A 19,127-nucleotide genomic window follows, 5' to 3' on the forward strand; every position below is an offset into this window, starting at 1 on the left:
CCTGCACCCCTGTCACTCAGGCCTCCTCAACAGCGCGGTGTCCATCACCCAGCCGGCCTTGGCCCTGGCCCGCCGGCGCGCGGCCTCGATCTCGGGCAGCACCTCGCCCACCCGTCCGGCGACCAGTTCCTCGGAGCCGGTGCCCAGGTTGGCGCCCCACCAGAGGGACCAGTCCTCCAGGCCCTCGAACCCGTGCCGTCCGCCGAGCATGACGACGATGTTGTCCTGCCCCGCTTCGACAGCCTCGCGCAGCCGCCGCGCCGGGGTCACGTGCACCGGACGACCGACCTCGTGCAGCACGATCCGGTGCCGCGCGGCCAGGATCTGGGGCGCGCTGATCCCGGGGAGCACGTCGTAGTCCAGCGCGACGTTCCCGCGCTCGGCGATCCGCGCCGCGATGCGCAGGGTGGAGTCGTACAGGGAGGGGTCGCCCCAGACCAGGAGGGCCGCGGTGCCGCCGCGCTCGCCGAGCACCCGCTCGAAGGCGGCCGCACGGGCCTCGTGCCAGTCGGCGACCGCCGCCGGGTAGTCGGCGGGGTCGTCGCGGTCGCGTTCGGGGTCGGCCACGGCGACCAGCGGGATCCCGTAGGCGTCACAGACCTCCTGCCGCAGGGCGAACAGGCCGTCGTCGTCCCTCTTTCGGACGGCCACCGCGTAGTCGCAGCCGCGCAGGGCCTCGGCGACCTCCCCGGTGACGTGCTGGGGACCCATACCGATCCCCAGGATCCGCACCCTCACTCGGACCGCTCCTCCAGATCCCCCTCGACCTCCAGGTAGACCTCGGTGAGGGCCTCCAGCGTGGCCGGGTCCGGCTCCGCCCACAGACCGCGCCGGGCGGCCTCGTGCAGCCTCTCGACGATGCCGTGCAGCGCCCAGGGGTTGGAGCGGCGCAGGAACTCCTGGGTCTCGGCGTCCAGCACGTACTCGGCGGCGAGCTTCTCGTACATCCAGTCGTGCACGACCCCGGCCGTGGCGTCGAACCCGAACAGGTAGTCGACGGTCGCGGCCAGCTCGAAGGCGCCCTTGTAGCCGTGCCGCCGCATGGCCGCGATCCAGCGGGGGTTGACCACGCGGGCGCGGAACACCCGGGCGGTCTCGTCGGCCAGGGGCCGGGTGCGTACCGCGTCGGGCGAGGTGGAGTCGCCTACGTAGGCCTTGGGGTCGGCCCCGCTGAGGGCGCGTACGGTGGCGATCATGCCGCCGTGGTACTGGAAGTAGTCGTCGGAGTCGGCGATGTCGTGTTCGGCGCTGTCGATGTTCTTGGCGGCGACCTTGATCCGGCGGTAGTTGGCCCGCATGTCGTCGGCGGCGGGCACACCGTTGAGGTCGCGCCCGTAGGCGAAGCCGCCCCAGGCCGTGTAGACCTCGGCGAGGTCGCGGTCGTCGCGCCAGTTGCCGGACTCCACGACCTGGAGGATGCCCGCACCGTAGGAGCCCGGGGCGGAGCCGAAGATCCGGGTGGTGGCGCGGCGCTGGTCGCCGTGCTCGGCCAGGTCGGCGTTCGTGTGGGCGCGCACGTAGTTCTGCTCGTCGGGCTCGTCGAGTCCGGCGACGAGGGTGACCGCGTCGTCCAGCATCGCGACCACGTGCGGGAAGGCGTCGCGGAAGAAACCGGAAATGCGCACCGTGACGTCGATGCGCGGGCGCCCCAGCTCCTCCAACGGCACCACATGGAGCCGGCCGACCCGGCGGGAGGCCTCGTCCCACTCGGGGCGGACCCCGAGCAGGGCCAGCACCTCGGCGATGTCGTCGCCGGAGGTACGCATGGCGGAGGTGCCCCACACCGACAGTCCGACCGACTCCGGGTAGGTACCGGTGTCCTCCATGTGGCGGCGCAGCAGGGACTCGGCCATGGCCTGGCCGGTCTGCCAGGCGAGCCGGGAGGGGACCGCGCGCGGGTCGACGGTGTAGAAGTTGCGGCCGGTCGGCAGCACGTTGACCAGTCCGCGCAGCGGGGAGCCGGACGGGCCCGCCGGGATGAAACCGCCGTTCAGGGCGTGCAGGACGTGGTCGACCTCGTCGGTGGTGCGGGCCAGCCGGGGCACCACCTGCTCGGCGGCGAACTCCAGGACGCGGCACACCTCCGGGTCGTCGTGCAGGCCCTCCGCGGCGGCCGGGACCCACCCGGCGGCCTCCATCCGCTCGACGAGGCCGCGGGCCAGCGCCTCCACCCCGTCGACCTCGTGGGTGGGCGCGTCCTCCTTCAGACCGAGGGCGGCCCGCAGGCCGGGCACCGCTCCACCAACGCCTCCCCAGACCTGGGCGGCGCGCAGCACGGACAGGACCAGGTTCACCCGGGCCCCGCCCTCGGGGGCCTCGCCCAGCACGTGCAGTCCGTCGCGGATCTGGGAGTCCTTGATCTCGCACAGCCAGCCGTCGACGTGCAGCAGGAAGTCGTCGAACTCCTCGTCGCCCGGCCGCTCGTCCAGACCGAGGTCGCGGTGCATCTCGGCGGCGCGCATCAGGGCCCAGATCTCGCCGCGGACCGCGGGCAGCTTGGCCGGGTCCATGGCCGCGATGTTGGCGTGCTCGTCGAGGAGCTGCTCCAGGCGCGCGATGTCGCCGTAGCTCTCCGCGCGGGCCATCGGGGGGATGAGGTGGTCGACGACCGTGGCGTGGGCGCGGCGTTTGGCCTGGGCCCCCTCCCCCGGGTCGTTGACCAGGAACGGGTAGATCAGCGGGAGGTCGCCCAGGGCCGCGTCGGTGGCGCAGGCGGCGGAGAGCGCGGCGTTCTTCCCGGGCAGCCACTCCAGGGAGCCGTGCTTGCCCAGGTGCACGACGGCGTGCGCGCCGAACCCGTGCTCCAGCCAGCGGTAGGCCGCCAGGTAGTGGTGGCTGGGGGCCAGGTCGGGGTCGTGGTAGATCGCGATCGGGTTCTCACCGAAACCGCGCGGCGGCTGGACCAGCACGACGACGTTGCCCGCCCGCAGAGCGGCCAGTACGAGTTCGCCCTGTTCGTTGACGTACAGCTTGCCGGGCGCGGCGCCCCACGCCTCGGTCATCGCCTCCTTCAGTGCCGGGTCCAGGTCCCGGGTCCAGGCGGCGTACTGCTCGGGGGTGATGCGGACGTGGGCCTCGGTGAGCTGCACGGAGGTCAGCCAGTCCTCGTCCTGGCCGCCCGCCTCGATCAGGGCGTGGATCAGGGCGTCGCCCGCCTCCGTCTCGTCGGGCAGGTCCAACCCGGGCAGGGCGTCGGGGTCGCCCAGATCGTAGCCCTCCTGGCGCAGGCGGCGCAGAAGACGCACCAGGGACCGGGGGGTGTCGAGCCCGACGGCGTTGCCGATGCGCGCGTGTTTGGTGGGGTAGGCGGACAGGACCACGGCGATCCGCTTCTCGGCGGGCGGCACGTACCGGAGCCGGGCGTGGGCGACGGCGGTCCCGGCCAGGCGGGTGCAGCGCTCGGGGTCGGCGACGTACCGGGGCAGGCCGTCGCTGTCGATCTCCTTGAAGGAGAACGGCACCGTGATGATGCGGCCGTCGAACTCGGGGATGGCGATCTGGGTGGCCGAGTCGAGCGGGGTGACCCCGTCGTCGGACTCCTCCCAGTCCGCACGCGAGCTGGTCAGGCACAGGCCCTGGAGGACGGGGACGTCCAGGGCGGCCATACGCTCCACGTCCCAGGCCTCGTCGTCACCGCCCGCGCTCGCCGACGCGGGCACGCTGCCACCCGCCGCGAGGACCGTGACCACCAGGGCGTCGAAACCGCCGAGCGCCTCGTAGAGGTCGTCGGGGGCCGAGCGCAGCGACCCGGCGAACACGGGGACGCCCACGGCCCGGCCGGTCGCGTCGACGGCGTCGGCCAGGGCGTGCGCGAAGGCGGTGTTGCCGCCCGCTTCGTGGGCCCGGTAGTAGAGGATGCCCACCTTGGGCAGCTGCGGGTCGTGCGGGCGCTCGCGTTCGGCGAAACCCCACGGAGGCAGGGCCGACGGGGGCTCGAAGCCCTCTCCGGTCAGCAGCACGGTGTCCGACAGGAAGTCGTGCAGGCGGCCGAGGTTGGCCGGGCCGCCCTCGGCGAGGTAGCGGTGGGCCTCGGTCGCCAGCCCGATGGGCACGGTGGAGTGTTCCATGAGCTCGGCACTGGGCTGCTGCTCGCCGCTGAGGACCACCAGGGGCGTGCCCCTCTCACGGACGGCCGCCAGACCGGGCCACAGGTCGTGCGAGGAGCCCAGCAGGCGCACCACCACGAGGTCGGCGCGCTCGACGGCGCCGGTGAGTTCGGCGTCGGAGGTACGGGACGGGTTGGCCCACAGGTAGGCGGCGCCGCTGGCCCGCGCGGACAGCAGGTCGGTGTCGGACGTGGACAGCAGAGCGATCCGGACCGTCATGGCCGGGCTCCTCCCTCGGGGTTCTCGCCCCGTCAGCGGTCGGACTTGCCCGAGGCCAGTGTCTGGCTGCACCCCTGGATCGGGGTGTCACAGTGGCGGAACCGCCCCGGACTCGCACCGGGTTCCTGTACCACGAGCAAAGGATTCACACTGTAGCCGGGACGGCCCCCTCCGGCCCCGGCGGGGATGTCAGGAAGGGCCGGCCTGTGCCGGGGGGACGGCCCCCCGGCGCAGGAAGCGGACCACCGGGCCGCCGGGCCCCGGGGTGACCTCGACCGGGACCCCGTACACGTCCCCGATGAGGGCGGGGGTCAGGACCTGGGAGGGTGTGCCCTCGGCGACCGCCCGGCCGTCTCGGAGCACGACCAGGCGGTCGCAGTACATCGCCGCCAGGTTGAGGTCGTGCAGGGCGATCACGGTGGTCACCGGCAGGCCCGTGACCAGTTCCAGCAGGTCGAGCTGGTACTGGATGTCGAGGTGGTTGGTGGGTTCGTCGAGCAGGAGCTCACCGGGTTCCTGGGCCAGGGCCCGCGCGATCTGGGTGCGCTGGCGTTCGCCGCCGGACAGGGTGTGCCAGGACTGGTCGGCCCGGTCCGTCAGTCCGGTGCGTTCCAGCGCCCGCGCCACGGCCTCCAGGTCGGCCGGGGTCATGGGCGTCCAGGACCGGCGGTGCGGGATGCGTCCCAGGGCCACCACGTCGCGGACCGTCAACTCGGTCTGGGTGTGCGCGTGCTGCTGGACGGTGGCCACGCGCCGTGCCACGGCCCGGCGGCCGACCCGGTCCAGCGGTCGCCCGTCCAGGGTGACCACGCCGGCGGAGGGGCCGAGCACCCCGGCGAGGAGCCTCAGCAGGGTGGACTTGCCCGAACCGTTGGGGCCCAGCAGGCCGATGGTCTCCCCTGGCCGGGGGGCGAGGGTGACCCCGTCGAGCACGAGCCGACCGCCGATCCCGAGGCTGACCCGGTCGGCGCGCAGCCCCTCCCCCGGGGCCTGGACGGAGTGGTTCACGTCTTCCTCCTCACTCGGTACAGCACGGCGACGAAGGCGGGCACCCCGATGAGGGAGGTGACCACCCCCACCGGGATCTCCTGCGGGTCCAGCGCGGTCCGCGCGACCGTGTCCACCCACACCAGGAAGACCGCCCCCGCCAGTGCGGTGACCGGCAGCAGCCGGGCGTGGGAGGAGCCGGTCAGTGCCCGTGCGGCGTGCGGCAGGACCAGGCCCACGAAACCGATCGCGCCCGCGGAGCTGACCAGCACCGCGGTGAGCAGCGCGGTGACGCTCAGCAGCACAACACGGGTCCGGCCCACGTGGACGCCCAGGTTCGCCGCGGCCTCCTCACCGAAGGCGAAGGCGTCCAGGGTGGTGGTGTTGGCGAGGCAGACGGCGAGCACCAGGCACAGCACCGCGGTGCACAGGAGCACGTCGGTCCATCCGGCGCCGCCGAGGGAGCCCAGCAGCCAGAACAGCACCGAGCGCGTGGTGTCGGCGTCCGCCGCGGTCAGCACGATGAACGAGGTCAGTGCCGAGAACAGCTGCATGGCCGCGACCCCGGACAGCACGACGCGGTCCATGCTCCCGCCGAGGCTGTGGCTGAGCAGCATCACCATGCCGAAGGAGAGCAGGGCGCCCACGAAGGCCCCCGCCGGGAGCGAGACCACTCCGACGCCCCAGCCGAGCACGACCACCACGACCGCCCCGGTGGAGGCACCGGAGGAGACCCCGAGCACGAAGGGGTCCGCCAGCGGGTTGCGGAGCAGGGACTGCATGACCGCACCGCACACGGCCAGACCGGCCCCGCACACCGCTGCGAGCAGGGTGCGGGGCATGCGCAGGTTCCACACGATGCCCTCACGCAACTGCGTCAGAGGGCTCCCGCCCCACCCGAACCGGGCGGCGGCCGACCTCCAGACCTCGGCCGGGGAGATGTCGGCGGGGCCGATGGTGACGGCGACCGAGACCGACAGGGCCAGGAGCAGCAGGCCGGAGGTGATGAGCAGCGCCAGACGCGCACCGCTCACCGGGCGTACCCGAGCTCACGCAGGCCGTGGGCGACCAGCTCGATGCCCTCGACCGTGCGGATCGAGGGGTTCATCGCCTGACCGCTGAGCAGGACGTACCGTTCCTCCCGCACGGCGGTGAGGTTGCGGGTGGCCGGGTTGTCCTCCAGGAACTCGATCTTGGCCGCCGCGGTCTCCGCGGTCTGCGACTCGCGGGTCAGGTCACCGAGCACGATGACGTCGGGGTCGCGGTCCGCGACGGTCTCCCAGTTGATCTGGGGCCACTCGGCATGGGTGTCGTCGAAGGCGTTCTGAGCACCGATCGCGCTGGTGATGGCGCCGGGGGCACCGCAGCAGCCGGCGAGGTAGGGCGACTGGGAGTTGGCGAACCAGTACATGAGGGAGACGTCCTCGACCTCCAGGTCCTCGGTCGCGGTGTCCACCCGGAGCTGGAGTTCGGTGACCAGTTCCTCCCCGCGCTCCTCCACCCCGAAGACCTCGGCCAGGTCGTGGATCTCACCGTAGACGGCGTCCAGGGTGAGGGGCTCGCTCCGGGAGCCGTCCCCGCCGCCCTCGTTGTCCTTGCCCGCGGCGCAGTCGGTCGGGGAGACGTACGCGGGCACGCCCAGCTCCTCGAACTGCTCACGGGCGGCGACGCCGCCGGTGCCGAGTGTGGAGACGAACGACGAGGTCACGAGGTCGGGTTCGGCCTCCAGGACCCGCTCGAAGGAGGGGTTGTTCTCGGCCAGCCGCGGGATGTCCGCGTTGGCCTCCTCCAGACCCTCCATGATCGGGTCGGTCCAGGTGGCCGTGCCGACCACCCTGTCCTCCAGCCCCAGGGACAGGAGGATCTCGGTGGAGCCCTGGTTGAGGGAGACCGCCCGCTGCGGAGGCGCGTCGAGGGTGATCTCGTGGCCGCAGTTGTCAATGGTGCGGGGGTACCCGGACCCGGCAGCCGCTTCGGTGCTGTCGCCGCCCTGGTCACCCGGCTGACCGCAGGCGGTGAGGACGAGGACGGAAACGAGCGGGAGGGCAAGGCAGGGGAGGGCGGAGGACGTGAGCGCGTGGCGCGACATGGGGATGCCTCAGGTGTCGGGACTCGAACGCGGAGCCTGGCATGGATGCTCCTCCGCGCACTCGACGCGGAGGGGCCAGCAGGTCTTCGGACTCGGGTTCCTCCGAACGGGGTGCCTTCCCAGGTCGGTGCCGCGTAGGCGTTTGCCGTCCGCGCGCGTGTCCCAGTGGCTCGTGTACCCCGCCCGTCCCCCACACCGCTGCGCGTCAGCTCCGGATTCGCACCGGATTCCCTGACCACCTACGTGGTACGACTGGCCCCGGAAGGGTACCAAGGGCCTCGCGTGCCCTCCGGGGCGGGCGGGGCGGCAGGAGTACGCGGCGCCGGGAGGGCATCGCTGCACGGGTTCACCCTGCACACGGTGAACCACCGCGAGTTCCGCGCCACCCCCTTCCAGGACTGTCGCCAGTAGTACTTCGTCGACTCGTGTCGGGTGAGTACAGCCGTGCGAGGGGCCGAGGATCAGGTGTGGCACACGCGCCGCTCCCGGGGCCGGGTCACTCGTCGAGGAAGCGAAGCAGCTCCGCGGTGACGAACCCGGGGTTCTCCTCGACGAGCCAGTGCCCCGCACCCGGCACCTCCACCGCGCGCACGATGTCGGTCATGCGCGTGTCCACGGTGGCCCGGACCGGGTCGAGTTGTCCCTGGGCGGTCATGATCAGGGCCGGGACATCGACCGGTTCCGCCTCCACGGTGTCGCGGACGTCCTCGTCGAGGGTGCGGTAGAGGTCGAAACCGCCGGCGAGGGCCTCGGGCCTGGCGTAGGTCCGCGCGTACTCGTCGATCTCGGCGTCGGTGAACGGGGACTGATCCGAGGTGCCCCCGAACGCCGTTCCGTTGAAGGAGACCTGGGGGTAGAACAGCGCCAGGTAGTCGCGAACGTCGTCGCCGACCACTGTCTCGGGGACCTCGGGCTGGGAGTGGAAGGCGATGTGCCAGCTCATCGAGCGGTAGGCGGACGCGTCGATCCCGGGCCCGGGGAGCGGCAGGTCGAGGTAGCCGAGGCGTTCGGTGTCGTCGGGGAACTGGGCGGCGTACTGGAAGGCCACCGCGGCTCCGAGGTCGTGCCCGACGACTCCGGCGTCGACCACCCCGAGCTCGTCGGCGATCAGGGTGTGTACGTACCTGGCCAGAGTGGCTTTGTCGTAACCGGTCGGCGAACCGGTGCTGTCGCCCAGTCCGGGAAGGTCGACGGCGTAGACGGTGTGGTGCTCGGCGAGTTCCGGCATGATCGACCACCAGCCGTACCAGGTCTGCGGCCAGCCGTGGATCAGCACCAGCGGCGTGCCGCTGCCGCCGGTCACATAGTGCATGCGGACTCCGTCGACGTCGGCGAACTCGTGCCGGAACGTGCCCTCGAACTCGGGGTCGCCCTGGGTGGCGGCCGCGTAGGGGGGAACCTCCTCCTCGGGGGCCGACGTGGCGCAGGCCGCGACGCCGGCCATGAGCAGGAGGGCGAGCAGGAGGGTCGCCGTCGCCCGCACGGATCGGAGGAGGCCGCGCGGGGACGGCCGTGGGGCGGTTGTCGCTCCGGGGGCGTGGACGCCGTCCCCGAACGTGGTCGCTTGGTCGGTGCTCATGGGGGCTCTTTCTGTCGAGGTGCGCCCAGTCTCGACAGGATCTCCACTTATGGCACTAAAAATTGCTGTTCCGGCAAGTTGCCCCCAGGGGCGTGGGCAGGGGCGTGCCCGACGCTGTGGGAGGCGGCCGCGCGCGGGACGGCGGGCGTGCGCGGTCCCGGGCCGACCGCACCGCCGTGGCCCCGCGGACCGCACCGCACACCTCTACCGCGAGACCCCTTCCGCCGCCGCTGACGGGCGGACGGCCCGCTGATCTGATCGCGGTACTCCGTCGGGCACGCGGGGCGGGCCTTAGGTACTGAAATATTCGCTTTAAATAACAAAGTACTTAAAAGCGGACATTCGCCCGCCGAACCGAATCAGCTTCGCTTCCTTCCTTCGCACATCCCTTTCGTTATCACTCGCGCCCTCCACGGGCCCCTCATCGGCGCGACAAGGCCTCGTGATCGGTGGAGAACCTCTCGGAATCGGCAACGGTGCAGGCATGGCGGATCGCCCAGCCTGCCGGAATCTGAGAGAGCGCTCTCTTGACATGCCAAAGAACGCTATATAACCTGCGAAAACGCCTGAGCAAGCCATCTCTTATTAAGTTTTCATCAAACCCCCCCATATAGGAGTGAACGTGCTTCTCTTTCAACGAAAGGGCACAATCGCGGCGGTTTCGGGACTGACTGTCGCTGCCCTGGTGCTCACCGGTTGCAGCGGTGCAGACAACGAGCCGGCCAGTGCCGACAACCCCCTAGAGCTGACCGTGACGACCTTCGGAACCTTCGGGTACGACGACCTGTACGCCGAGTACGAGGAAGCCAACCCGGGGATCACCATCAACGCGACGAACGTCGACAACAGCGGCAACGCGCGCACCGATGTCTACACCAAGCTCGCGGCCGGCTCGGGGCTCAGCGACGTGGTCGCGATCGAGGAGGGCTGGTTGGGCTCGATCATGGACGTCTCGGACAACTTCGTCGACCTCAACGACCACGGCGCCGCTGACATCGCGGACAACTGGGTCGACTGGAAGTTCGAGCAGGGCACGGACGCCAACGGTCGAGTGATCGGGTACGGCACCGACATCGGCCCGCAGGGCCTCTGCTACAACGGCGCGCTCCTCGACGAGGCCGGGATGGAGAGCGACCGCGACGCGGTCGCCGAGATGCTCGGGGGCGACGGCGCCACCTGGGAGCAGTACTTCGACACGGGCCGGGAGTACCACGAGGCAACGGGAAGTGCCTGGTACGACCAGTCGGGCTTCATCTGGAACTCCATGGTGAACCAGATGGAGGAGGGCTACTACACCGCTGACGGTGAGCTCAACGTGAAGGGCAACGCCGCGCTCAAGGAGAACTTCATGCTCCTCGCGGCCGCGACCGGTGACGGGCTGTCCGCCGCTCAGGAGGCCCACGACTGGGGCAACGGCAGGGCCTTCGTGGACGGGTCCTTCGCGACCCTCGTCTGCCCGGGCTGGATGCTCGGCAAGGTGCGCGAGCAGCTCGACTCCGCCGGTGGCGGTCCGGAGAGCGGCTGGGACTTCGCCGACGTGTTCCCCGGTGGCGCCGCGAACTGGGGAGGAGCCTTCCTCTCCGTCCCGCAGACCTCCGAGCACCAGGAGGAGGCAGCCGCCCTCGCCGCGTGGCTGACCCACCCGGAGCAGCAGATCACGGTGTCGGAGACCATCGGCAACTTCCCGAGCACGCTTGAGGCCCAGGAGCACGTCGCCGAGCAGGCCACACCGAACGAGGTGCTCAACGACGCCCCGACCGGGGCGATCCTCGCCTCGCGCGCGGAGGGCGTCGTCGCCCAGTTCAAGGGACCTGACGACTCCGTCATCCAGGAGAACGTGTTCGGGCCCGCGCTGCAGCTCCTCGACGACGACGCGGCCACGGCCGACGAGGCGTGGGACGAGGCCATGCAGCTCTTCGACGAGCTCATCGACGAGAACTGACGATGCCGGAGCGGGGGCCGCCGGCTACGCGCCGTCGGCCCCCGGCGGGGATATGAGACTGACATGAAAACCACAGTGGACCGGCCCAAAGAGACCGTGCCGCCCCAGACAAGACCCAAGCCATCCCTGAGGGACCGGCTGAGTGTCTTCGACATGAAGGCCTCGCCGTACCTGTACATCGCGCCGTTCTTCGTCCTGTTCGCCCTCGTCGGGCTCTTCCCGCTGGTCTACACCTTCGTGGTCTCGCTCTACGACTGGCACCTGCTCCGCGGTCAGGGAGACTTCGTCGGCCTGCAGAACTTCGCCGAGGTGCTGCAGGACCGCTTCTTCTGGAACTCGCTGCTCAACACCGTCAGCATCTTCCTGTGGTCGACGATCCCGCAGGTGGCCATGGCCACCTGCATCGCGGCGATCCTGGACCAGAACCTGCGCGCCAAGACGTTCTGGCGCATGTCGATCCTGGTGCCGTACGTCGTCACCCCGGTCGCCGTGGCCATCATCTTCACGAACATGTTCGGCGAGCAGTACGGGCTCATCAACAACCTGCTCACCAACATCGGACTCGACCCGATCGGGTGGAAGAGCGAGGTCGTCCCCAGCCACATCGCGATCGCGTCGATGGTCAACTGGCGGTGGACGGGCTACAACGCGCTGATCCTGCTCGCTGCCATGCAGGCCGTCCCGCGCGACATCTACGAGTCGGCGTCGATCGACGGGGCCGGTGCCGTGCGCCGGTTCTTCAGCATCACGTTGCCCAGCATCCGGCTGACGATGGCCTTCGTCGTGATCACGGCGACCATCGGCGGACTCCAGATCTTCACCGAGCCGCGCCTGTTCGACCCGGCCACGCCGGGCGGTCCCCAGCGCCAGTTCCAGACGACGGTGCTCTACCTCTGGGAGATGGCCTTCCAGCGGCAGGACTTCGGCAAGGCCGCCACCATCGCGTGGCTGCTGTTCCTGATCATCGTGCTTTTCGCCTCGGCCAACTACCTCTTCTCCCGCAGGATCCCCTCCGCGGATGCCACCGAGCCCCGGAAGGGTTGGCGCGCGCGTCGAGCCGCGGCCTCCGCAGCCCGGCGTTCCGCGGATGCTGCCGAGGGCGTGGACCGCGCCGACGGCACCACCGGCCCGCGGGTGTCACCCCCTGTCGACAGGAGCTCCAGTGAGCGCTGATCTGGAAACCCGTCCCCACCGCGCGGCCACGAGTCCGAGACGCCCGTGGCGCCGGGGGAGGCTGCGGGGTGGCAGCGGCCGCCCCGGATTCCTGACCTACGGACTGCTCACCGCTCTCCTGGTCAGCTCGGTCTACCCGCTGTGGTGGTCGACGGTCATCGCCAGCCGGTCCAACGCCGCCCTCGGGCTGGACTGGCCCCCGCTCTTCCCCGGTGGCAACTTCTGGACGAACGTCGGCCGGGTCTTCGACACCATCCCGTTCTGGCTCGCCCTGGGCAACAGCATCCTCATCTCGAGCATCATCACGGTCTCCGTCGTCACCTTCTCGACCCTGGCCGGGTTCTCGTTCGCGAAACTGAAGTTCAAGGGACGCGACGGCCTCATGGTCAGCGTGGTCGTGACCATGGCCATCCCGACCCAGCTGGGGATCATCCCCTTGTTCATGCTGATGCGGACCCTGGGCTGGACCGGCGAGATCGGCGCGGTGATCATCCCGACCCTGGTGACCGCCTTCGGCGTCTTCTTCATGCGCCAGTACCTCGTCACTGCCATCCCCGACGAGCTGCTTGAGGCGTCGCGCGTGGACGGCGCCAGCATGATCCTCACCTTCTGGCACGTCGCCCTTCCGGCGGCGCGGCCGGCGATGGCGATCCTGGGGCTGTTCACGTTCATGATGGCCTGGACGGACTTCCTGTGGCCGCTGCTGGTGCTCGACGCCGACAACCCCACCCTTCAGACCGCCCTCAGCCAGCTCCAGTCCGCGCACTTCGTGGACTACTCGATCGTGCTGACCGGTGCGGTGATGGCGACCATCCCTCTGCTCGTGCTCTTCGTACTCGCGGGCAAGCAGCTTATTTCCGGAATCATGCAAGGAGCGGTGAAGGGCTGATGACACCTATGGGTCTGTGCGTCTGGCCAGAGGGATTCCTCTGGGGTTCGGCCACCGCCGCCGCGCAGGTGGAGGGCGCCGGCCACGAGGACGGCAAGGAGGACTCGGTCTGGGACGCCTTCGCGCGCATCCCCGGCGCCGTCGCCCGGGGGGATGACCTTGAGGTCGCGGCCGACCACTACCACCGCATGCCCGAGGACGTACAGCTCATGAAGCGGCTCGGACTCGGCTCCTACCGCTTCTCGACGAGCTGGGCCCGCGTGCGCCCCGGCGACCGTGCGGTGAACCCCAAGGGCCTCGACTTCTACTCGCGACTGGTCGACGAACTGCTGGAGGCAGGCATCCTGCCGTGGCTCACGCTCTACCACTGGGACCTACCGCAGGCACTGGAGGAGCGGGGCGGCTGGCCGAACCGCGACACCGCCTACCGCTTCGTCGAGTACGCCACGGACGTCTACGACGCGCTGGGCGATCGGGTCCAGCACTGGACGACCTTCAACGAGCCGTTCTGCTCCTCGCTGCTGGGGTACGGCTCCGGGGCTCACGCGCCCGGCCGGCAGGACCCCCGGGCGGCGATCGCCGCCCTGCACCACCAGCACCTGGCGCACGGCCTGGCCGTGACCGAGCTCCGGGCGCGCGGAGCCCAGCACCTGGGCATCACGCTCAACCTGAGCAACTCGATCGCCAAGGACCCGCAGGACCCGATCGACCTTGAGGCGGCGCGCCGCTTCGACTCGCTGCAGAACCGCATCTTCCTCGACCCGCTGCTGCGTGGCTCCTACCCGGAGGACACGATGCGCGACCTGACACCGTTCGGACTCGCGGAGGCCATCTGGCCCGGTGACCTGGAGACCATCTCGGCGCCGCTCGACTTCCTCGGGGTGAACCACTACCACGACGACCTGATCAGCGGTCACGTCGAGGAGCGGGGCAGCGACGGGCACTCGGGCGGCGGCAAGCGCCCCACGGCCTCGGCCTGGATCGGGGCCGAGATCGCCTTCCCCAGCCGCGGGCTGCCACGCACGGGAATGGGGTGGGAGGTCAACCCCGACGGGTTGCGCCACCTCCTGGTGCGCCTCGGCGACGAGTACCCCGGCCTTCCGCCCCTGTACGTCACGGAGAACGGCTCGGCCTACGACGACGAGGTGGCTGCCGACAAGTCCGTCCACGACGTCGAGCGCACCGAGTACCTCCTGAACCACGTGGCCGCGGTGGGACAGGCCATCGAGGAGGGTGCCGATGTTCGCGGCTATTTCGTCTGGTCGCTGCTGGACAACTTCGAGTGGTCCTGGGGGTACGGAAAACGATTCGGTATTGTACGGGTGGACTACGACTCATTGCAACGTACTGTCAAAGACAGCGGGTTGGCCTACGCTCGTCTGATCGGTGCTGCGTCGGAGGGGTCGACGCCGATGGGCGCGCTCGGCACACCATTCCCCACCTGACAGTCATTCCCCGAGCGGCGACATCTACGAACGGAGGTACTGTGACAGGTGATGCGGTTTCGGAACAGTCCAGGACTGCGCCGACACTGGAGATGGTGGCCACACTGGCCGGCGTCTCACGGGCCACGGCGTCGCGTGCCATCAACGGCGCCACAACCGTGGATCCGGATCTTGTCGCTGCGGTCAACAAGGCTGTGAGCGCCCTCAACTACGTGCCCAACCGCGCAGCGCGGTCGCTCGTGACGAAGCGGGCACAGGCGGTGACTCTCGTGGTCCCCGAATCGATCAAGAAAGTCTTCGCGGACCCGTTCTTCGCATCCGTCGTTGAGGGTATGTCGCAGTACCTCTCGGACATCGAGTACACGCTCAACATGGTCATCTCTTCGGAGACCAATCCCGCGCAGACAAGGCGCTATTTACTGGGCAGCAACGTCGACGGCGTCCTGGTGGTGTCCCATCACATGGGAGACCTGTCGTGGACCAGTTTGGATAGTTCACTGCCGATCGTCTTCGCGGGACGGCCGTTGATCGGCGAGAAGACCAGGCACTACATCGAGGTCGACAACGAGCAGGGCGCCGCCCGGGGAACGCAGCACCTCGTCTCCCGGGGTCGACGCAATATCGCCACCATCGCCGGCCCGCAGGACATGCCGCCTGGCATCGATCGCCTCCGCGGCTGGCGTCGCGTGCTCAACGAGGCTGGGCTACCTGCCAGCGCCGTGGAGATCGGGGACTTCACCACGGCCTCCGGTGCGGTGATGATGCGTCGCCTGCTCGACCGGAACGAGCCGATCGACGGACTGTTCGCGGCGAATGACCAGATGGCGGCCGGCGCCTACTCGGTGATCGAGGAGCGCGGTCTGCGCGTTCCGGAGGACATAGCGGTCGTGGGCTTCGATGACGGCGAGATCGCATCGTCACTCGTACCGGCTCTCACCACTGTGCACCATCCGATCGTGCAGATGGGGCAACGGATGGCGGAAATGTTGATCCGTCTGATCGAGGGGAAGCCCACCGACCGGGTCCTGCAGCTGACGACCTCACTCGTGATCCGTGATTCGGCATGACTGTGGTTCGCGTTTGGCCCGTACCAGGTCCTTGACCGACGCGCCGTGAGCAGGTGAGGAGCCCGGTGCTGCCGACGACGCCGCCCTATCCGATATCCAAGCCGTGAAGCAGGGCGGGCACTGGGCTGGGGTGTTCAGCACGGCAAGGTCGGTGAGCTGCCAGACGTGCTGCGTTCCCTGCCTCCGGTGGACTCGATGGGCTTCGAGTCCCGCCCCCAGCATGTGCGTGAGGCCTGGGAAAAGAAGGTCTTCGGGGAGCCAGGCTCTGCGGCCCGTCCGACTGGCCTTCGGGCAGGGGACCGTCCTGGGAGCGATTTCCAGGAGAGAGACGCTCCGGTGGACGTGGCCGACTCGGGTGCCTTGCCCGCCACCAGTTGAGGCCGGTGAAGTCCCGGCCTGGACAACGCAAGACCGCGTCTTTGGGTCGTTCTTCCATCCTAAGATCCTTGAGCGGTTCGCGTCAGACGGAACACCACCTGCGCCAACCCGAACGTGACATCAGAGCCAGGTGGGTACGCACTCCCCAGTTGCTCGGCTCAGCCGGTTCGGATCTCCTCGTACCCGCCCCGCCGCGTCAGCAGGGTCCAGGCGTTCCTCGCAGCAAGGATGGGGGCGACCCCGGAGTCGCGCCGGCACCAAGCTTCGGTCTGACCCTTTGCGCCCGCACCAGCCAGCAGGGCCCTGGCGTTACACAGCCCTTGATTGTTGTCCTGATCATCCTTCTCACTCCACGGCTGCTCCGTGATGTCGCGGCGGTGTGTCTGCCTGCTGTCGTCCTCTCCCTGGCCAAGACCTCGGCGATCATCCCTACGGCTCCCTATCTACCACCCCTCTGCCGACAACCATCGCCGTACTGATCGACGACGCCGTACGGCTCCTACGGCAGAACCGGGTAGGCGCTAGAAGCCAACCGGGACACCGGCGACCGAGGAAGACCCCACTGCCCAAGCCCACCTTGGATCGAAAGCAAAACTTTCATCTTCCGAATCAATGCTTACAAATAGTGTAAGCATTGACATCTGGAGTGTAAGTTTTGATCAATGAGAAGAGATGAAGCGCTACTCCTGCTCGGGGAGTATGCAGCAGACCAGCACGGACTGGTGACCACCGCCCAAGCCCGCAACCTCGGTATAGACGACGTCACCATCACACGCCTGACCCGCGCCAGGCACCTGCTCAAAGTAGGACACGGCATCCACCAACTCGCCTCGGCACCGGACCCTTCCCACCTGTCCGTACGCGTGGCATGGCTACGGCTGGACCCGCAACGTCCTGCCTGGGAACGCCACACACCCCGAACCTGGGGCGCGGTGGTCTCCCACGCCAGCGCGGCCCAACTGCACGACCTGGGAGATCTGCCCGCCGAACGCGTCGAACTGACCACCCCCACCGAACGCACCACCCGCGATAAGGCCGTACACCTGCACACCGCCACTCTGGCCGAAGAAGAGGTCATCCTCGTCGCAGGCCTGCCCACCACCACCCCCCTGCGGACTATCACCGACCTACTCGCAGCCCGCCTTGATGGCGGACACATCGGTGGTGTCATCGCCGACGCTGAACAGATCAGACTGATCGACCTCGACGAACTGGCCGAGCGGATCACCCCCGGAGCCACCGCTTACGGATTCCCGGGAAAAGACGGCCACCAGGTCATCGAGGACCTCGTACGCCAAGCCCAAAGACGCCTGGGAGCACAGGTCCGCAACGAGCAGATGCACGATGTGGCCGCAGTGAGTTCAGCCATGGGCGCACTGGCCGGCTCCCTGTCCACCAGATTCGACCTGCCCTACGGAGAGGTCGCCGAAGCTCTCAGCAGGATCGTGGCAAGCCAATCCCAGCTCAACACAGACGTTACGAAAGCCCTGAGCGATAACTCAGCACTGCGGCGGATCCGCAACAACCTGTCCCACATCACGCCTCCGCCCATCGACCCGAACACCATGGCCCGACTCCACAACGCCTTCGCTGCCCTGCAACCGTCTCTTTTCGACACACCTGCCATGACCGATATCCGACAGTCCCTGGCCCTGCTGTCCCACGTCCGACTTCTGCCCCCACCGATGAAAGGACCCATGCCCGCAGAACCGATCAACAGGGAGCAGGACACTGACAGGCAAGACGACACCGATGCCCGAGAAGGGGCCCAGGACGGAGAAGGCGGATGAGCACGGTGACCAGGCCCGAGGACTACCGGACTCCACGGTCCTTCCGCATGGCGCTGACCACGGCCTCCCAAGAACACGCCCAGCAGCACGGACTGAGCATGGAGCATGTGCGGGACTGGTTCTTTTTCCAGCGCCTGGCCGCCCGGGTCTTCCAGGACGATCCACACGGATGGCTGATCCTGGGAGGCCAAGCCCTGCTCATCCGTTACCAAGGCGCCAGCCGCATGAGCCGCGACATCGACCTGCAGTACGCACCCGCCACCGACCTCGACGAAGCCCGTGCGGCCCTGACCCGAGCCTCAGCACAGGACACCAACGACTTCCTCACCTTCCAGGTCCTAGACGGGGCTTCACGGGTCGACCTCGAACACCTCACCCAGTCTGTGAAAGTGCGGGTCTCGATCGCAGGTACCGCCGTCACCACCATCAAAGTCGATCTAGCCGCCGGAACGCGCTACACCGACCCGCCCGCAGAAAGCGAACTGCGGCCCGAACTACCGATCCTCCAACAGGGCGTGCCCTGGCCCCGGGTCCGACTTGCCCCGGCTCTGGGACACGTATGCGACAAGATCTGCGCGATGTATACCCGTTACGGAGAGAACAAAGGCCCTTCTAGGCCGTGTTCCGCGGATCATTCCGGGCTCGCAACCGCCAGGCTGCCTCTCGCTGCGCCGACCACGCTTGGACAGCCAAACCCGGGCTGACCTGCGCTACTCGTCTTGCGAGAGATTGCCTGGAGGCCGCTCGCGGCGATCGGCGCAAGCGCCGAATCAACCGAAAGCATCCACGGAACACGCCCTAGCCGCGTGCGCGACCTGGTCGACATTCTCCTGCTGTGCCAGCACGAGACCTTCGCAGGACCTGGCCTGCACACCACACTGACCCGGGAAGTAGAGCGCCGCCGCGCCCAAGGGAACGATCTCCCTCTCCCGCCGACGTTCCGGATCCCCAACCCCGCGTGGGAAAGCTCTTACCCCGACCAGGCTCGCCAGGTACGAGGACTGCAAGGATGCGTCACCCTGGCCGAAGCAGGCGACGCCGCTGCACGCTTCCTAGACCCGGTCCTGGACTCCCACGCTCGACAAGCCCCCCTGGTCGGTCACTGGAAGAACGAGTCGGGCTGGGTCGTCCCCTACTGAGTTTTTCGTTAGTTGTGTGGGGTTGGAGGATGGACCTCCAGCCCGGTATGAGCAAGGAAGGACCAGGGGAGACGATCGTCTTCGCAGACCCGATTGATGCCTCGTTCGGCTGCGTCGGCGACGTCTGCCAGATGATCACCGGCCACGTTGGCCAACTCCCGGGTCTTGATGGACGACCACAGCATCTCCACGGGATTGAGCTCGGGGGCGTAGGCAGGCAGCCGCTCCAGCGTGAGCCAATCCTGACCCTCCACCCAGGCGCGCATGGCCCGGCTCCAGTGCGCGCTCAGCCCATCCCAGACCAACACCACGTTTTCGCCTTCG

14 protein-coding genes and 2 riboswitches are annotated in these 19,127 nt (G+C 68.9%); of the genes, 7 read left to right on the forward strand and 7 right to left on the reverse strand.

Annotation, left to right across the window (positions count from 1 at the left end; genetic code table 11):
- Window positions 1–12 precede the first annotated feature (12 nt).
- The 6 genes from cobF to ACFWTE_RS12520 form a co-directional block, all read right to left on the reverse strand.
- The gene (gene cobF, locus ACFWTE_RS12495) at window positions 13–738 is read right to left on the reverse strand and encodes a precorrin-6A synthase (deacetylating) (protein WP_378779447.1); all 726 of its coding nucleotides are present in this window, start codon (window positions 736–738) and stop codon (window positions 13–15) included.
- On the reverse strand, window positions 735–4,325 hold the full coding sequence (cobN, locus tag ACFWTE_RS12500; protein ID WP_378779448.1) for a cobaltochelatase subunit CobN: 3,591 nt from the start codon (window positions 4,323–4,325) through the stop codon (window positions 735–737). Before cobN ends, cobF begins: the two co-directional genes overlap by 4 nt.
- Window positions 4,326–4,360: 35 nt before the next feature.
- A riboswitch (cobalamin riboswitch) is annotated at window positions 4,361–4,475 on the reverse strand.
- Window positions 4,476–4,514: 39 nt separating this feature from the next.
- Complete coding sequence (locus tag ACFWTE_RS12505) at window positions 4,515–5,333, reverse strand: ABC transporter ATP-binding protein (RefSeq protein ID WP_378779449.1); 819 nt, start codon at window positions 5,331–5,333, stop codon at window positions 4,515–4,517.
- Complete coding sequence (locus ACFWTE_RS12510; RefSeq protein ID WP_378779450.1) at window positions 5,330–6,346, reverse strand: FecCD family ABC transporter permease; 1,017 nt, start codon at window positions 6,344–6,346, stop codon at window positions 5,330–5,332. Before ACFWTE_RS12510 ends, ACFWTE_RS12505 begins: the two co-directional genes overlap by 4 nt.
- The gene (locus ACFWTE_RS12515) at window positions 6,343–7,401 is read right to left on the reverse strand and encodes an ABC transporter substrate-binding protein (protein ID WP_378779451.1); all 1,059 of its coding nucleotides are present in this window, start codon (window positions 7,399–7,401) and stop codon (window positions 6,343–6,345) included. The genes ACFWTE_RS12510 and ACFWTE_RS12515 overlap by 4 nt, the downstream gene beginning before the upstream one ends.
- Before the next feature lie 59 nt (window positions 7,402–7,460).
- Window positions 7,461–7,673: riboswitch (cobalamin riboswitch) on the reverse strand.
- A 224-nt stretch (window positions 7,674–7,897) separates the two neighbouring features.
- Window positions 7,898–8,980, reverse strand: a complete 1,083-nt coding sequence (locus ACFWTE_RS12520; protein WP_378779452.1) for an alpha/beta fold hydrolase — start codon at window positions 8,978–8,980, stop codon at window positions 7,898–7,900.
- Window positions 8,981–9,731: 751 nt separating this feature from the next.
- Here ACFWTE_RS12520 and ACFWTE_RS12525 point away from each other — a divergent pair.
- From ACFWTE_RS12525 to ACFWTE_RS12555, 7 genes are all read left to right on the forward strand, one after another.
- Window positions 9,732–10,922, forward strand: coding sequence for an ABC transporter substrate-binding protein (locus ACFWTE_RS12525; protein ID WP_378779453.1), 1,191 nt, complete (start codon window positions 9,732–9,734; stop codon window positions 10,920–10,922).
- Between the two features lie 63 nt (window positions 10,923–10,985).
- Complete coding sequence (locus ACFWTE_RS12530) at window positions 10,986–12,095, forward strand: carbohydrate ABC transporter permease (protein ID WP_378779454.1); 1,110 nt, start codon at window positions 10,986–10,988, stop codon at window positions 12,093–12,095.
- Window positions 12,085–12,984, forward strand: coding sequence for a carbohydrate ABC transporter permease (locus tag ACFWTE_RS12535; protein ID WP_378779455.1), 900 nt, complete (start codon window positions 12,085–12,087; stop codon window positions 12,982–12,984). The genes ACFWTE_RS12530 and ACFWTE_RS12535 overlap by 11 nt, the downstream gene beginning before the upstream one ends.
- Complete coding sequence (locus ACFWTE_RS12540) at window positions 12,984–14,429, forward strand: GH1 family beta-glucosidase (RefSeq protein WP_378779456.1); 1,446 nt, start codon at window positions 12,984–12,986, stop codon at window positions 14,427–14,429. Before ACFWTE_RS12535 ends, ACFWTE_RS12540 begins: the two co-directional genes overlap by 1 nt.
- Window positions 14,430–14,524: 95 nt before the next feature.
- Window positions 14,525–15,496 carry a LacI family DNA-binding transcriptional regulator gene (locus ACFWTE_RS12545; protein ID WP_378779457.1) on the forward strand — a complete coding sequence of 324 codons (972 nt, stop codon included), beginning with the start codon at window positions 14,525–14,527 and terminating at the stop codon, window positions 15,494–15,496.
- A gap of 1,040 nt (window positions 15,497–16,536) precedes the next feature.
- The gene (locus tag ACFWTE_RS12550) at window positions 16,537–17,664 is read left to right on the forward strand and encodes a type IV toxin-antitoxin system AbiEi family antitoxin domain-containing protein (protein WP_378779458.1); all 1,128 of its coding nucleotides are present in this window, start codon (window positions 16,537–16,539) and stop codon (window positions 17,662–17,664) included.
- Window positions 17,661–18,368 carry a nucleotidyl transferase AbiEii/AbiGii toxin family protein gene (locus ACFWTE_RS12555; protein ID WP_378779459.1) on the forward strand — a complete coding sequence of 236 codons (708 nt, stop codon included), beginning with the start codon at window positions 17,661–17,663 and terminating at the stop codon, window positions 18,366–18,368. Before ACFWTE_RS12550 ends, ACFWTE_RS12555 begins: the two co-directional genes overlap by 4 nt.
- 443 nt (window positions 18,369–18,811) lie before the next feature.
- On the opposite strand, the gene ACFWTE_RS12560 is transcribed toward ACFWTE_RS12555, so the two are convergent.
- Window positions 18,812–19,127: transposase (locus tag ACFWTE_RS12560; protein WP_378779460.1), on the reverse strand; the 316-nt coding region annotated here is incomplete at its 5' end.

Origin of the sequence: Nocardiopsis sp. NPDC058631 (genome assembly GCF_042716955.1) — a bacterium.
GTDB lineage: Bacteria > Actinomycetota > Actinomycetes > Streptosporangiales > Streptosporangiaceae > Nocardiopsis.

Excerpts from the sequence above, each read along its gene's own strand:
- cobN (WP_378779448.1), bottom strand. The coding sequence starts at position 4,325 with ATGACGGTCCGGATCGCTCTGCTGTCCACGTCCGACACCGACCTGCTG.
- ACFWTE_RS12515 (WP_378779451.1), bottom strand. The coding sequence starts at position 7,401 with ATGTCGCGCCACGCGCTCACGTCCTCCGCCCTCCCCTGCCTTGCCCTC.
- ACFWTE_RS12520 (WP_378779452.1), bottom strand. The coding sequence starts at position 8,980 with ATGAGCACCGACCAAGCGACCACGTTCGGGGACGGCGTCCACGCCCCC.
- ACFWTE_RS12530 (WP_378779454.1), top strand. The coding sequence starts at position 10,986 with ATGAAAACCACAGTGGACCGGCCCAAAGAGACCGTGCCGCCCCAGACA.
- ACFWTE_RS12540 (WP_378779456.1), top strand. The coding sequence starts at position 12,984 with ATGACACCTATGGGTCTGTGCGTCTGGCCAGAGGGATTCCTCTGGGGT.
- ACFWTE_RS12550 (WP_378779458.1), top strand. The coding sequence starts at position 16,537 with ATGAGAAGAGATGAAGCGCTACTCCTGCTCGGGGAGTATGCAGCAGAC.
- ACFWTE_RS12555 (WP_378779459.1), top strand. The coding sequence starts at position 17,661 with ATGAGCACGGTGACCAGGCCCGAGGACTACCGGACTCCACGGTCCTTC.